The sequence below is a fragment of the Exiguobacterium sp. s125 genome, assembly GCF_018618605.1.
GTDB lineage: Bacteria > Bacillota > Bacilli > Exiguobacteriales > Exiguobacteriaceae > Exiguobacterium_A > Exiguobacterium_A oxidotolerans.
On sequence record NZ_JACSMI010000006.1, the window covers coordinates 23,438 to 38,458 of the forward strand.

The window sequence follows — 15,021 nt, forward strand, 5'->3', positions numbered from 1 at the left end:
ACAAAGAGTGGCAGCGATTGAGTCTGCCACTCTTTGTTGAATTATTCGTTTCAGAACGACATGAAAGGACAAGGAAAAACCCGTCTGAACTAGAAGTGTGGGACGGGTTCTGCTTTACTTCTGATTGGATAATACGATTCCGAAAATCCGCTCTCCTTTTTTGAGTGGTACGTCAGCGGGACGCGTGACCTCATTTAAATTAAACCCGCGCATTTCTTTATTTTTTGACAGATGATAGACCATCAAAAGATTATAAGGGGTCGCCGTAGCCGTTTTTGAGCGGAAGTCGGCACCGCGAACGATGTAATCATCAAGATGCGTAAACGTATCGTCACCGAAGAGTACTGTATCACCGACATCAATCCCGAATTGAATCAGATCATCCGAGAAAGACTGGGAAAACCGGATCGTGGTATCGTACTTTTTCGGTTCAAGTTCCATCGAGAACAGTACCCGTTCTTGTTTGTCCGGGAGATATTCGACACCTTTTAGCCAGTGGGTCGCCTTTAATGTTCCTTTTAGCTGAACGGCGCCAATCTGTTGGTTGGCAAATGTGGCAAATTTTTCTTCCCCTTCTGTAACGGGTAGGGGGGAGAGTGTGAAGGTAGAAGTGGCCTGGGTGACAGGTACTTTTTTCGTAGCGGATTCGATTTGATCGTGGTTTTGGCTGCACCCTGTCAAGATAAAGGCGGCAAGTGATATGTACATCCAGTTTTTCATAGAAGAAGCCCCTTCCTTCGTGTGTTGGAAACATTATCCATCATCAAGCTTATCGTTTTCCTTGGATGATTTCAATGAAGAACGGGAAAAGACTGACAGCACATATTTTCAGGAGGGGTAACGATGGACGACTTTTTTGGTGAGGGACTTGAGACGAATGAACAGAAACGGAAATCAAAGCTTGAGGAAGTATTTGACCAATCGTTTGAAGCAGAACGGCGCGACTTTAACCAGTCGCTTAATCAAGAAGTGACCGTCGCCCTGATTGGCGACGTCAATGCCGGTAAATCGTCGACATTAAATGCGATTCTTGGGCGTGACGTCGCGACGGTCGGAGCGCAACCGGGTGAAACGACACGCATCGATCAGATTCGGCAGCACCCGGAAGATAAAGTCATCTTCGTCGATACGCCGGGACTCAATGACGCGAACAGCTTGAATTCAGATACGACGTGGCAGTTTTACGAAAGTGCGGATGTTATTTTGTATTTCTTGAATGCAGCGGGGACCGTCTTATCGGAGACGGAAACAAAAAATTTCAATAAGATTTATGCCCATAATAAAAACATCATCATCGTCGTGACGAAGATTGATGCGACGAACGACTTAGAGACCGTCACCCGGCACATCGAAACGAAGTTACCGGGACCGACCCTTGTCCCTGTATCAGCGAAGGATGGGACGAATATCGACCGGTTGCGGCGTGAGGTCCTCGATATCCTAAAAAAGTTCGACAAGGATAATCTGTTTGTCCGCGAAATCGATCCTTCGTTACGGGGGAAAGTCGCTAACAACTGGATTGTCGGGGCCGGGACGGCGGCTGGTGCAATCGGAGCGGTCCCGTTCCCGGGCGCAGATATCATTCCGTTGACGTCGATTCAAATCGGTTTGATGCTGAAGCTGTCGAACTTATATGAACGGAACTTATCGAAAGAAAGTGCGAAAGAGTTACTTGTCGTGACGATCGTCGGCAATTCAGGAAAAACGGCTTTTCGCCAACTGGCGAAGATGGTGCCCGGGTACGGGGCTGTATTCGGAGCGGGTATCGCCTCGACGGCGACACTCGCACTTGGTTACGGAACAAAATATGCGTACGAGAACAAACTCGAACTGACACCGGAAAGTCTGATAGGATTTGTGAAACGATTCCGAAAAAAATCGGAGTGAGCATAATCTCAGTCTTTTTTGAAATACCCTGTTATGCTATGAAAAACAACAGGGAGGGATTGTCATGTCTACATTATTAGAAGAAATTCAAGCGTATCAAGAACAGTTCCGTCAAAAAGCACCGGCTGAAAAGCAGAAGCTGATGACGCAAGCAACAGAAGAACTCGCAGCATCAAACGGAGCAAAAGGATTAGCTGTCGGAGATGAGGCACCTCGCTTTACGCTACCGAACGCGGCAGGGACATCCGTCGCTTTAGCGGATTTACTTGAACAAGGTCCCGTCATCGTCACGTTCTATCGTGGCGGATGGTGCCCGTACTGTAACTTAGAGCTCCGTGCGTACCAACGTGAACTGGCGAAGATTCAGGAAAAAGGAGCGACACTCGTCGCAATCAGTCCTGAGACACCGGATCATTCACTCTCGACGCAAGAAAAAAATGACTTAGAGTTCGCTGTCCTCAGTGACGTCGATAATGTCGTCGCAGGGCAATTTGATCTCGTCTTCGAGATGCCGGACTATTTAGTTGAAGTGTACAAAGAATCAGGGCTGGACGTTGCCGGACATAACGGGAATGAAGACTGGCAGCTACCGAAACCAGCAACGTTCATCATTCAGCCGTCAGGTGAAATTTCGTTTGCTGACGTTCCGTCTGACTACACGCAACGTGTTGATCCGTTAACGATCATCTCAAAACTTTAAAATGTTATAAATGATCAACTCCTTTATTTTTCTATTCGTAAACAGCAGTCCTTCGTTCATAAGACGAAGGACTGCTGTTTGATGTATGCGACGGAATTATTTTAAAAAGAACTACAGTATAAAAAACGAATTAATCTTGAGTGGGAAATGAGGTTGGAAATGGATAGTTGTCTTCTTCTGTCCAATCGACGGAGTGTTTGATTTCAATCATAATTAAGTCATTTACCGTTCTTAATGTATGTGAGACGCCTTGGGGGATGTGGACAACCGATGGTGCTTCAAGCGTCTGATGTTTACCATCAATGATTGCTTCCGCTCTTCCTTTAAGAATGCTCCAGGTTGAGGCGGTATGTTCATGATAGTGATGACTGATTTGATGATTTGCTTTAATGTGCAAGCGTCGTGTAATTGCATATCGTCCATCTTCAAGTAATTGTTGATGCAAAATTGTCGCATAGCCCCAGCGTTTCCATTCAAATTGTGGAGGTCGGTCTTGGTGGACGAGATATTCTTTTAAATGGGTCGTTTCTTCTTTAGAAGAAACCAAGACACCGTCAGGACTAACGGAAACTATTAAATCATCCAATCCAATTCCGAGAACTGGAATTTGAAGTTCGTTTACAATATGTGTATTTGTTGATTTCAGAAGATGAGCATTTCCATGAAGAACACTCGGCATTTCCTCCGTTAACGTATTCCAGGTTCCGAGATCTTTCCACGGACCTTCATACCGATGTACGTAAATCAGTTCCGTTTTTTCAACAACCGCATAGTCAAAAGATGTTTTTTCAAGAGAGTCGTAAGAGCGGAGTAGATCACAGTAGGTGGTAGGAACGTTTTGAGCAAACAATTGTTTAATAAGAAAATCGAGTTGGCAAGCAAAGACACCGCAACTCCAAAGTGCATCTTCTTTAATTAATTGTTCAGCTAAGATGATTGTCGGCTTTTCTTGAAACTTCTTTACCCGTGCCATCTGATTGGCTGTTTCTGGAATAATGTAACCATACTTTGAGGTTGGATGAAGTGGTTCGACACCCATTAAATGCAACGCGTCAGGATGGGATTGGACAGCCGTATCGAGTAAACTAAACCTCTCGAAGAAGGACATATCTACATAAGAATCGACGGGCATGATGACAATTGTCTCTGTCGAATCAATGTTTTCAGCTAAGTAACTTGTTGCAAGCATGATGGCAGGAAACGTATCACGACGCGAAGGTTCACAAATAACGGCGACATCTGGACCTAATTGATGCTCGATAGCATCGAGCTGTGATTTGGTTGTTGAAATCAGAGTGCGTTCAGCTAACTTGATTTCTTGAAGTTGGAGAAAAACACGTTCAATCATGGACTGTTTTTTCCCGGACGGGTCTTCTAAAATGCGTAAAAATTGTTTTGAGTTTAAGTCATTTGAAAGGGGCCATAATCTTTTTCCGGACCCGCCAGACAATAATAAAATGTACATGCCAATCCATCCTTTCAATGAAACGGTTAACTGTATTTATGCAAATGAATAATAGTTCCTATTTCTTTGGACAATTGAGACATGTTCTGAGTTGAAAAGTGGAAAACACATAATTCACTTATAGACTAATGGTCTTTTAAGAAACCATTAGTCATCGAGTCAACGTTTTCTGTATCCATTCCCGAAAACGGGATCCGGTATAGTCCCAGTGGCGTGTTTTTGCGAAAAGGTAAGAGGCGTAACGAATCGTATCATACTGTTCTGTATCCCGAATGCATGATCGCATTTCAATGGCTAATGCGCCTGGAGTCTGGAACGTTGTCATATATCCAGCTAATCCATACTGTACAGCATCTTGAAGACCGGGAGCATGATAGACGATGGATGGCGTCCCGACAGCAGCAGCTTCACTGACTGCCAACCCCCAGCCTTCGCGCTTTGATGGAAATAATAAAGCGGTCGCCCGGCTCATTCGCTCAAGTTTCTCTTCATGACTGACGAAGCCGAAATAGGTAATATCTTGACGCATTTCTTCCGGAAGAAGAGGATTTAGTTGCTCTTCAATGTAGGTCTCATCTTTTTCACCAATCACCCAAAAACGGGCTTCCGGAAACTCCTGTTTGAATATGACGAACGCTTTAATCGCATCGTTGATTCCTTTATAGGCGGACATACGACCAATGTAAAGAAAAGTCGGTTTTTCTTCTTTATTTTTCCAGTCTATCTCTGGCCATGGGGTGAAATTGATTCCTGCCGGTAAAATCGTAATTCGTTTTGGAGCGAATCCGACATCGATTAAATCGTCAGTGGTCGATTTGCTGACAGTCACCGCCAAATCGTTCCGGTAGAGGCGGAGGCGGGGCGTTTCCGTCCGTTCTCCTAACCAGGCATACGGTTGGTTGACGTTGATCTTCCAAATTTCACGTGTTAGTCGATAAATGAATAGGGCACGTTTTTCTCGTGGTACATAAAGCGGAGTGAAAAAGTGATGGGTATTGACTTGATCGACAACGAGATCAATTGTCGATGCATGTATCTGGTAATAGTGAAAAGCATACAGAAGGACCGTTGCGTTTGTTCCGCGTCGGATATAGGTGACACCATCAAGAAATTCAACGTCGTGACCACCATCAAAGCCAGGTGAGATGTGGGTAAGGCGATAATCTTCGGCAACCCGTTTCAATACTTCGTGAATGAAAACTTCAGCACTGCCTGCTTTCGGATGTTTAATATCACGCCAAGACAAAAATAAGAGGTGTGGTTTCATTATCATGTCCTCCTATACGTGTAGTAGGTCCATTCAAAAAGAGGGTCTCGAAAGGGCGAGTAAGCTACCGCCTCGCTATTTAAAGGGAGGTGAGAGCTGACAACGTCATCTGAAGTCCATTTTCTCACCGCAAGACTCTGCAGTATAATATCAGGGATTTTTCTTTAATACTGTCAGTCTTAATTAGTTATTCGAGGTAGGGATCGCAGATTCCTAGAAGGGTTTCATTTAATTTTAAAAAGCAGGTCCCCGTTAACGAAGGGACCTGCTTTTTAGGATTTAACATGATTCGTTAATTTATCGACGAGTTGTTCGAGCGAATCGGTCATTTGATTGAGTGAATCGGTCATCGTTTCAAATTCGTGTTGGACACCAGCCTGTTCTTCGAGTCCTGCAGCTGTAGATTCGATCCCGCGCCGTACCTCGAGCGAGGCGACACGTGTCGTATCCATGCGTTCACCGATTTCAAGCATTTGCGTACCGACACCTTGGCGTGCTGTTTGAATCGAGCGAATATGCTGTTCGACATCTTGAATCATTCCTGTAATATCAGCGAAGGTCTGACCGACGCGTTTCGTCATCTGACGGTTTTCCGTCAACGTCTCGGCATACGCTCGGGCCGTTGCCTTGATTTGGTTTGTGTCTTCGACAAGAGCCTCTAACACTTCCGTCACTTCATTGGCATAGCTTCGTGACTGGACGGCGAGATGCCCGACTTCGGTCGCAACGACGGCGAAGCCGCGTCCCGCTTCACCGGCGCGCGCAGCTTCAATCGCTGCATTGAGTGCAAGTAAGTTCGTTTGCCCGGCAATTGCTTCAAGACTCGCGAGAATCGTCTGGATTTGATCGGAGCGTCCTGTCATCGTCTCGACGGAATCGTTTAAGCGGTTCGTCGCTTCGACCATTGCTTCGACCCGGCGTTCCATCGACTGCATCTCTTCATTTCCTTCACGTGCGGTGGCTGTCATGTGGACGGCTGTGTCTGCCGTCGTCGCCATCTGTGTTTGAATCGTCGCGATTGCTTGATTGACTTGCTGTAACTGATTCGTTCCATGTTGCATCGATTGATATTGACCGTCGGCAGAGTCGACGATCGGTTCGATGGCAGCAGCAATCTGATCTGTGACGACAACTGAGTTTGCAGCAGCTTGCTTCAAGTGTGTCGTATTCGTTTTTAAATGACCGACCAGTGCTTCGATTTGTTGACTGACGTTCGTGATTAACGTGTTTGCTTCCGTTTCCCGTGCGTGCGCCGCGTGACGTTCACGATTTTGAACGAATACTTGAATGATCAGGGCACTGCTCGTTAAAACTAAGAACACTGCATGAATCAGCAACAAACTAAACGGATACCCGGTCGTTCCGCACAGTAGCGTCGGTGCAAAAAAGAATCCGGCAAGATGCTGAATCGCAAATAATACCGTGCTGATTAAAATTAAATCGATTCGCCGGAAATAGGCAATCAATGCCAGGACCATGAAAATCGAGAAGTGATATTCGACGAGACCCTCTCCACCGGCGATGATTGACATGCTTGCGAATGTCAGCGTCAGTGTCAAGAGGATGGCAACCTGTTTACTCTGCGGATTAAGCCGGTACAGGATAACAGCTGCGAAGAGAAAAAAGACAGGAATCAGCGCGACGACCGTTAACGTAGCGAGCGACGCGGCTGGTCCTTTTCCCTGTAAAAGGGAGTAGCCTTCTCCAAACGTTGTGAAGCGGTGGAGTCCATGGACGATTAAAGATAAAACGACGATAAGAGACGTGATGCTGAGCATGAGTTGATGACGTTTCATAAAATAAAATTCCTCCGATTTCTAGTTGAAACTAAAACAAAGACAAAGTTCTGTTTTGGTAGACGTATCAAGACTATCGGTTGCACGCATGTGTTTGTTGACTGGAAAAAAAGTTAGATGCACATCCATTATTTTTCTAAAAGAACGTGGCATGAATAAATGCCTGAACGGGTATATAAAAACATCGAAATTGGTAGGAGGAAGCCGCATGAAGTGGAAGGGAAGAGAACGAAGTTCAAACGTAGAAGACCGCCGGGGAATGGGTGGGAAAGGAATCGCGGGAATCGGAGGTGGACTTGGCATCATCATCTTGATCGTCGTGACGTTGATGGGTGGGAATCCTGCTGATTTGCTGGGGGATTTATCCGGTTCAGAGAGCGGTACGAACTCAGGCTATCAAGAAACAGCGAAAGAAAAAGAAGCCGCCGATTTTGTCTCGGTCGTGCTCGCCGATACGGAACGTGTCTGGACGAAGGAGTTTAAACAAGACGGGATGACATACAAAGAACCGACACTTGTCCTTTATACCGACCAAGTCAGTTCAGCGTGTGGACAAGCCGGAAAATCGGTCGGTCCTTTTTATTGTCCGGGCGATCAGAAATTATACATTGATTTAAGTTTTTATGATGAATTACAAACTAAGTACGGGGCGCCTGGCGACTTTGCGATGGCTTACGTCATTGCCCATGAAGTCGGTCATCACGTCCAGACGTTACTCGGGACGTCAGATGAGATCATGCCGCTCCGTCAAAAGATGAGCGAAGAGAAATTCAATAAATACCTCGTCCGGTTCGAACTGCAGGCAGATTATTATGCCGGCGTGTGGGCACATCACGCGCAAGGGGAGAACTTGTTGGAAGAAGGCGACCTTGAAGAAGCGCTTGGTGCTGCAAATGCCGTCGGTGACGATACCCTTCAGAAAAAAGGTCAAGGATACGTCGTGCCGGAAAGCTTTACGCACGGGACATCGAAACAACGGAAAAGCTGGTTCCAAAAAGGTTTTGATAACGGAACGATTGAAGGCGGCGACACGTTCGAAGCAGCAAACTTATAAGCGGATGACTTCAAAAAGAGACCGTTCCGAGTGGGGAACGGTCTCTTTGGGTTAGTCGTTGTAATTGTTAAACATCTTCGCATCATCCGGCACATTGGCGAGGTAGACGATTTTTCCGTCTGCATCAAGGCGGGCGATATCCGTTCCGTCTTGTGTGAAGACCGTTCCGTCAGCCCGCTTGCCACAGACTGCCCAGCGTGTCTCGAATGTATCGCCATCTGCTGACGGGAGCCAGGCTTCATACATGTGCTTGATGTCCTGGTTGGCAGTGAAGACCAGGCGGACGAATTTTTTCCAGGCGTCAATCCCGTGTTGTTCCTGTCCACTCAAGACGAACGTGATGTCGTCCGAAAAGAGTGAAATGAGGTCACTAAAAGCCTGTTCATCGGTCCGGGAAGCGTCAAATAACTCAAAGTAGCGGTCAAGTGTAGTCATGCGTAAGTCTCCTTTTAGTTGCGAATCATTTGTTGTTCAATCAAGGCTTGCAATGTCGTTAAGTGGTCAGGGGGACAGTTCCTGTCGATTTCCTGTCGGAGCGATCCAATCGTTTCACGTTTTAAGGTCGATTGCCAAGCATCTTCCGCTTCCGTCATCAAGTTAGATAAGAGGCGGACGTTCTGTTCTTTGATGCCCATCAAGTCTTCAAAGACACCACTTGAAGCATAAAGGGATTGTTTTCCTTCGATGGCTTCGTAGACGTCAAAGATACGAATCCGATCGGAAGGTTGATTCAGTCGGAAACCGCCTTTGACCCCCGGGACAGACAGAAGGAGGTCGGCACTGACGAGTTTACGCAATAGTTTTTGAAAGTACGTCGGTGAAGCGCCGAGCTGCTGACTGATGAACTCACCGGGTAAAAGTCCTTTCTTCGGCAAAAAGGTCAGTAACAGCATCGCGTAGACGGATTGTTCGACTCCGGTTTTCATTTGCATGGTAATTCGCCCTTTCTGTATAACGTAGATAACTATTGTCTATAATAGTGGACGTTAGCAATTTTGTCGAGTAAAACGCTTCTCACAAAACCGTCACACCTTTGGAGCGGCATTCTCATGGCAACTAAACGAAGGATTCGGTATACTGAATGTACGATATGTGAAAATATTCACTAAAAGTCGTTCACAATTTGTGAAGGGGCGTTTTTATATGAATCCACTTAAAGGAATCATCTCGATTCCACGTACGATCATGTTGCAATTGATGCTGGCGGCTGTCCTGATGGGGATTGCGGTCATCGGTCAATCGTACTTGATCGTCATCATCGTCGACCGCATTTTTCTCCAAGGGGACGCCTTTGCGGCAATTGTTCCGCTACTCGGTGTCTTACTGCTCATGCTGATGTTACGGGTCGCTGTCACGTACTGGAACGGACGGCTCGGGACGGTTCTCGCGGCGCGTGTCAAACAAGACATTCGCCAGGCGCTCGTCGCGAAGTATACGACGAGTTCCGTCGAAGTGATGTCGCAAGGACAGTCGGGACAAAAGGTCAGTGTGTTGCTTGACGCGGTCGATGAGATGGACAGCTATTACAGCCAATACTTGCCGAAAGTCATCCAGACGTCGATCGTTCCCTTGATGGTGCTGATCGCAGCATTCAGTTATGACTGGATTACGGGACTCGTCATGATGATCACGGCACCATTCATTCCACTGTTCTACATCGTCATCGGAATCATGACGCAAAAGCGTGCCGATACGCAGCTCGAGAAGATGACGGCGTTCTCCGGAACCTTCCTCGATACGCTGCAAGGCATCACGACGTTGAAGTTGTTTGGTCGCGCGAAAGCACAGCAGGACGTCATCGAACGGAGCAGTCTCGACTTCCGCGATGCGACCTTGACCGTGCTGAAGCTTGCCTTCTTGTCGTCGTTGATGCTTGAGTTCATCTCGATGCTCAGCATGGGGATGATTGCGCTTGAGGTCAGTCTCCGGTTGATTTTATTTCAAAGCATCACCTTTGTTCCAGCCTTCTTGATGCTCGTGCTTGCACCGGAGTATTATTTGGCCTTAAAAGAGATGGGGGCAGCGTTCCATACCGGACGGGGCAGTGTTGCGGCGGCGAAACAGATTGCGTCTGAACTGACGCAAGACGACCGGGGCGTAACGTTCGGAACGGAGGCGTTAAAGTCCGCGACACCACCGCGGATTGAACTGAAAGACGTGGACTTTACGTATCAGGACGAGCGGTTTGCGCTGACCGACGTCACGTTGCGCATCGAACCGTATCAAAAAATCGCCTTGATCGGACGAAGTGGTGCCGGGAAATCGACCGTCCTGCAGTTACTCGCGGGACTGGCCGATCCAAAGAACGGCGAAGTGCTCCTGAATGGTCAGCCACGCGCACAATTCACGGAAACGAGCTGGTTCGGACAGCTCAGCTATATCTCGCAGCATCCTTACCTGTATGCGGGGACACTCGCCGACAACATCGCCATCGGTGAATTACGGGAGGCGACGCGGACAGACATCGAGCGTGCGGCAGCTGCCGCAGGACTCGGGGAACTGATTGCGAGTTTACCGGACGGGCTCGACACCGGAATCGGTGAAGGGGGGCGCGGTCTATCGGGTGGCGAAAAACAACGGGTCGCACTCGCCCGTGCCTTCTTGAAACGACCGAACGTCATCCTGTTCGATGAACCGACGACGGGACTCGACGTCAAGACGGAACACCTGTTACAGCAGGCAATCGGAGAACTCGGACGGACGGCGACCGTCATCACGGTCGCACACCGTCTGCATACGATTGAACAGTCGGACAACATCGTCATTTTAGAGGCCGGCCGGATCGTCGACCAAGGCACACATGAGGCGTTACTCGCACGGGATTCGGAGTACGCACGGATGCGTGCCGTCCAACGAGGGGAGGAAACACGATGAAGGAATTGATGGGTATTTTTCGATTGATGCTGCACCAGAAACGGGATATCGTCCTCTCGATTCTCTTTGGTGTCCTTGCCGGCGTCACGGCGGTGGGTCTGTTTGCGGCAAGCGGTTTCCTGATTTCGAAGGCGGCACTGTTGCCACCGATTCAAACACTCGCTGTACTGATTGCCTTGCAAAAAATATCAAGCCTGACGCGTGCCGTCAGTCGGTATGCGGAGCGTTATTACTCGCACCGGGCAACGTTTACGATTTTGAGTGATTTACGGACGACGTTTTACAAACGACTCGAACCGCTTGCGCCGGGCATCTTCGCGAAGTACCGGAGCGGTGACTTGCTCGCGCGAATCGTCGGCGATGTCGAGAGTCTGCAGAACACGTTTTTACGTGTCGTCTATCCGCCGATCATTCTCGTCCTCGTCTTTCTGTGTACGATCTTTTTTGTCAGCTTCTTCTCACTGAGCGTCGCGCTCGTCCTCGTGTTCGGACTGTTATTGACGGGATTCATCATCCCGGGCTGGTTCGCTTACCGGGAACAGCGTTTCGCGCGGACCGTTCGCGCGCGGCGCGGGGAACTCTCGACGGAAGTGACAGAGTTGTTCCAAGGCTACCGTGACTTAAAAATCTATCAGCAACTCGCGAACAAAGAGACGGAACTGAACGAAGTCGCAGCCCGCTATGTTGCAGAAGAACGGCGAAACGGACTGCATGCCGTCTCGAACCTGGCGCTCAATACACTGGTGACGTTAGTCATCTCGTGGCTCGTCCTCGGACTGGGCGCTTACCTCGTCGCGGATGGTCAACTCGATGGTGTCTTCCTTGCGTTGCTCGTCATGACATCACTGACGGTATTCGAAAATGCGGCACCGATGGCGATTTTACCCGGCTTCTTCGAAGATAGCCGCCATGCTGCACGGCGTCTCGATGACGTCGTGACGGACGAAGTCATGCCGACATATCCTCCGTTTGAACTGGACGCTGCCCCGACGCTTACGGCGACGGACGTCACGTTTTCATTTCCGGGTGAAGTCCGGCCCGTCCTCCGTAACGTCAGCGTGACATTCCCTCGTGGCTCGAAGACGGCGATCGTCGGCGCGAGTGGCTCCGGAAAATCGACCTTGCTCCAACTGTTGCTCCGAATGTATCCAGTGGACGGAATCACGATTGCTGGTGTCCGCGGAGCGGAAATCGATCCGGAAGCCTTGTGGCGACAAACGAATGTCGTTTTGCAACAGAATCATTTCTTTTACGGAACGATTCGTGAAAACTTGCAGCTCGCACATGAGGAAGCGACGGATGAAGCGACGGATGAAGCGATGGAATTGGCGTTGCGGCAGGTTGATTTGACGTTTAGTCTGGCTGACAAGGTGCTCGAGAAAGGGGAAAATCTATCGGGAGGCGAAAAACAACGCCTCGCGCTTGCCCGGATTTTCTTACGCGAAGCACCGCTCTACTTGCTGGATGAACCGACATCGTCCGTCGATGCCTTGACGGAACAGATGATTTTACGTCAACTGTTCGCACGTGCGACAGACGCAACCGTGTTACTCGTCAGCCATCGTCTCGCAGGCCTTGAACAGATGGATCAAATCGTCGTCATGGAACAGGGACAAGTCATCGAAGTCGGGACATATGATGAGTTGATGAACCGACAAGGTGCCTTCTACGCATTAAAACAAGTCGAACAATCCGTCTTTACGCCGGATCAAATCGCACGTTAAACAAACAGGATCCACTTGTGCCACGAACGGCGCCAGCGGATCCTGTTTTTTCGTGTGGTTTAACGGGGTACGTTGAGCCACCAGTGATGGAGGAGCAGGAACGAGCTGCTGACGAGAAGGATGGCACAAGTAAAAATAAAAAAAGTCGTACTATTGAAAGTCTGATCATTCATATGGATGTCGAAGACGGATGTGATGGAACGAATGTATTCTAAATCACGTGTCGTTCCTTCGCGATGCATCAAATGATCAATCAAGTCAGCCCGGTACGTCCGGTAGTGATGGATTTGATAGATTGAACCGAACAGCGCGGAACTCCCGCTGAGCAGCAGCAAAATCGTCAGTCCGGGTGGACGGACTTGAAGACGGTGCAGGAAACGGATGACGGAACGGACGCTGGTGACGAATAAGAAGATTAACAGCATTGCCAATAAAATGGCCGGATTGCCGTTACCGGAACTGACTTCAGGTGAAACGGACATCGCATGACCGAAACCAAAAAGACCGGCTTCGACGCACAGGAGACCGACAGCAATCAACCCATCATTTCGTTTTGAATCCATTCTGCACCTCCAGAGGATATGTGATGGATTCAGTGTACAAAAGAATCGTCAGTGCCAGGTGACCGTTTTCCTACAGAATGGAAATGGAATTTTAATGGACCTTATAATGTATCGATGGTAAAGTAAGGAAAATTAAAAAGGGGGAGTTCAATGGATATCCGTCACGAAACAATCGCAGTCGGAGAGCAGCTGGTTTCATATACGCATTATTATTCCGAGTCGTCACAGGTCTGTTTTTTGTTGTCAGGCGCAAGTTATATTTACGATCATCCTTACTTTTACTACAGTCGGATGATGTTGCTGAACCATGATGTCAATATCATTGAGATTCACTATATGTCGGACGACATCTATGAGTTGCCGGACGAGGAAGCGGACGACGAAATCCTTCGCCGGATCGAGGCCGTCATCGCGAAAGTCTTACAAGAAAAAACCTATCTGACGCACCAGTTCATCGCGAAATCCCTTGGAACGGGTCCGCTCGTCACGTTAATGCAACGACCGGTTTTTTCGGAAGCGACAGTCATCTTACTGACGCCGCTTTTGACCGTGCCTTTCATCGCGGAAGGAATTGCGGCAAGTCGGCAACGGGGATTACTTGTCATCGGCGATGCGGACCGCTTTCATGAAACGTCGGCACTCGAACGGTGCCGGGCCAGTCACTTAATGGTCGAGCTGATTCCTGGAGCGAATCATTCGTTAGATATCGGTTTTCAAGTCGATCAGTCGCTTGCGACGGTTGCGCATGTGACGAAACGGATTGAAGAAACACTCTTTCCCGTGACGGTAATTCGTTGAACGGTGTTGTCTATCGTTTCTAGAAGTGAGTGACTGACAAACGTGTCTTCCTTCTCGTGCTTTCCTCGGGCGAGGCGCAAGCCGTTGCTACCTGGTTCTAACGAACCAAGTAGCAGGGTCTTGCCTGCCTCTGACAGCGCAAAAATCGTGCACTTTTCCCCGTAGGAGTCACGAAAAGTGAAACGTTTGTCCGAAAGTTACTTCATTACAGTCAAAAAAGAACGTCCTCGAAAAAACGAGAACGTTCTTTTTTCTGTTCAATACGGACGTAATAACGCACGGACCGGACTGCCGTCACCATCGACGAGCGGGAGCGGGACCGCGTTCAGGTGATAGTCCCCAGGTGCGATTTTATCGAGGACAAGTCCTTCTAAAATATGCACACCATGTGTCGCAAGGGCATGATGGGCAGCCATCTCCTTACTGTCGATCGCATCGACGGACGGAAGATCGAGACCGATCAGTTCGACGCCGAGAGTACCGAGTCGCTCGGCGAGACTGGGTGTCAGGACGGGAATCGACTCAGGAAAAACCGATTTATCGACCCAGCCGTCCGTCTTGATGATGAGACGGCGGACATCCGTCAAATCGAATCTGTCAAGGTCACTTGCGACGAGTTCCGTCCGACCGGGTAAGTAGATGACCCGTGCATGACCGATGTAAAGATCGGGGTCGAGTTCGATGACTTTTTTGCCTGCATCGTCAAAGTGGAACGGCGCATCGATATGTGTGCCCGTGTGTAAGCTCATCGTGACCTTACCGACGTTGACGGACCCGGTGTCAGCCTTACTCCAACTGATCGTATAGTCGAACTTCGTATCTCCCGGCCATGTCGTCACGGACGAAGACAGTGGTTGTGAAACATCAATCCAGCGGTTCATCAGGAATTCCCC

At 48.6% G+C, this 15,021-nt stretch carries 14 protein-coding genes; 6 read left to right on the forward strand and 8 right to left on the reverse strand.

The window, feature by feature from the left end; all coding sequences use genetic code 11:
* Nucleotides 1–114: 114 nt before the first annotated feature.
* A complete protein-coding gene (locus tag KNQ05_RS12930; protein WP_214805655.1) occupies nt 115–720 on the reverse strand; it encodes a hypothetical protein in 606 nt (201 codons plus the stop codon).
* A 123-nt stretch (nt 721–843) separates the two neighbouring features.
* On the opposite strand from KNQ05_RS12930, the gene KNQ05_RS12935 reads away from it, so the two are divergent.
* Together KNQ05_RS12935 and KNQ05_RS12940 are read left to right on the forward strand one after the other, a co-directional pair.
* On the forward strand, nt 844–1,887 hold the full coding sequence (locus KNQ05_RS12935; RefSeq protein WP_088836036.1) for a YcjF family protein: 1,044 nt from the start codon (nt 844–846) through the stop codon (nt 1,885–1,887).
* Between the two features lie 64 nt (nt 1,888–1,951).
* Nucleotides 1,952–2,587: a peroxiredoxin-like family protein gene (locus KNQ05_RS12940; protein WP_088836037.1), complete on the forward strand. Its 636-nt coding sequence runs from the start codon at nt 1,952–1,954 to the stop codon at nt 2,585–2,587.
* A gap of 130 nt (nt 2,588–2,717) precedes the next feature.
* Here KNQ05_RS12940 and KNQ05_RS12945 read toward each other — a convergent pair whose 3' ends face one another.
* The 3 genes from KNQ05_RS12945 to KNQ05_RS12955 form a co-directional block, all read right to left on the reverse strand.
* Entirely contained in the window at nt 2,718–4,052 is a 1,335-nt protein-coding gene (locus KNQ05_RS12945) for a sugar phosphate nucleotidyltransferase (protein ID WP_214805658.1), read from the reverse strand.
* A 151-nt stretch (nt 4,053–4,203) separates the two neighbouring features.
* Nucleotides 4,204–5,319, reverse strand: coding sequence for a glycosyltransferase family 4 protein (locus KNQ05_RS12950; RefSeq protein ID WP_088836039.1), 1,116 nt, complete (start codon nt 5,317–5,319; stop codon nt 4,204–4,206).
* 272 nt (nt 5,320–5,591) lie between these two features.
* Nucleotides 5,592–7,115, reverse strand: coding sequence for a methyl-accepting chemotaxis protein (locus tag KNQ05_RS12955; protein WP_214802749.1), 1,524 nt, complete (start codon nt 7,113–7,115; stop codon nt 5,592–5,594).
* Nucleotides 7,116–7,323: 208 nt separating this feature from the next.
* On the opposite strand from KNQ05_RS12955, the gene ypfJ reads away from it, so the two are divergent.
* The gene (gene ypfJ, locus KNQ05_RS12960; RefSeq protein WP_214767639.1) at nt 7,324–8,169 is read left to right on the forward strand and encodes a KPN_02809 family neutral zinc metallopeptidase; all 846 of its coding nucleotides are present in this window, start codon (nt 7,324–7,326) and stop codon (nt 8,167–8,169) included.
* Nucleotides 8,170–8,220: 51 nt separating this feature from the next.
* Here the strand turns inward: ypfJ and KNQ05_RS12965 are convergent, their stop codons facing one another.
* Nucleotides 8,221–8,604 (reverse strand): nuclear transport factor 2 family protein, encoded by a 384-nt coding sequence (locus KNQ05_RS12965; protein ID WP_214802755.1) that lies wholly within the window; start codon nt 8,602–8,604, stop codon nt 8,221–8,223.
* Between the two features lie 14 nt (nt 8,605–8,618).
* On the reverse strand, nt 8,619–9,101 hold the full coding sequence (locus tag KNQ05_RS12970) for an Rrf2 family transcriptional regulator (protein ID WP_214805661.1): 483 nt from the start codon (nt 9,099–9,101) through the stop codon (nt 8,619–8,621).
* Nucleotides 9,102–9,312: 211 nt separating this feature from the next.
* Between KNQ05_RS12970 and cydD the strand changes: the two genes are divergently transcribed.
* Together cydD and cydC are read left to right on the forward strand one after the other, a co-directional pair.
* The gene (cydD, locus tag KNQ05_RS12975; protein WP_214805664.1) at nt 9,313–11,043 is read left to right on the forward strand and encodes a thiol reductant ABC exporter subunit CydD; all 1,731 of its coding nucleotides are present in this window, start codon (nt 9,313–9,315) and stop codon (nt 11,041–11,043) included.
* A complete protein-coding gene (gene cydC / locus KNQ05_RS12980; RefSeq protein ID WP_214805667.1) occupies nt 11,040–12,767 on the forward strand; it encodes a thiol reductant ABC exporter subunit CydC in 1,728 nt (575 codons plus the stop codon). Before cydD ends, cydC begins: the two co-directional genes overlap by 4 nt.
* A 59-nt stretch (nt 12,768–12,826) precedes the next feature.
* On the opposite strand, the gene KNQ05_RS12985 is transcribed toward cydC, so the two are convergent.
* Nucleotides 12,827–13,330, reverse strand: coding sequence for a hypothetical protein (locus tag KNQ05_RS12985; protein ID WP_214802765.1), 504 nt, complete (start codon nt 13,328–13,330; stop codon nt 12,827–12,829).
* A 150-nt stretch (nt 13,331–13,480) separates the two neighbouring features.
* On the opposite strand from KNQ05_RS12985, the gene KNQ05_RS12990 reads away from it, so the two are divergent.
* The gene (locus KNQ05_RS12990; protein WP_214805670.1) at nt 13,481–14,128 is read left to right on the forward strand and encodes a cyclase; all 648 of its coding nucleotides are present in this window, start codon (nt 13,481–13,483) and stop codon (nt 14,126–14,128) included.
* A 257-nt stretch (nt 14,129–14,385) separates the two neighbouring features.
* Here the strand turns inward: KNQ05_RS12990 and kynB are convergent, their stop codons facing one another.
* A complete protein-coding gene (gene kynB, locus KNQ05_RS12995; protein WP_214802768.1) occupies nt 14,386–15,009 on the reverse strand; it encodes an arylformamidase in 624 nt (207 codons plus the stop codon).
* Between the last annotated feature and the right edge of the window lie 12 nt (nt 15,010–15,021).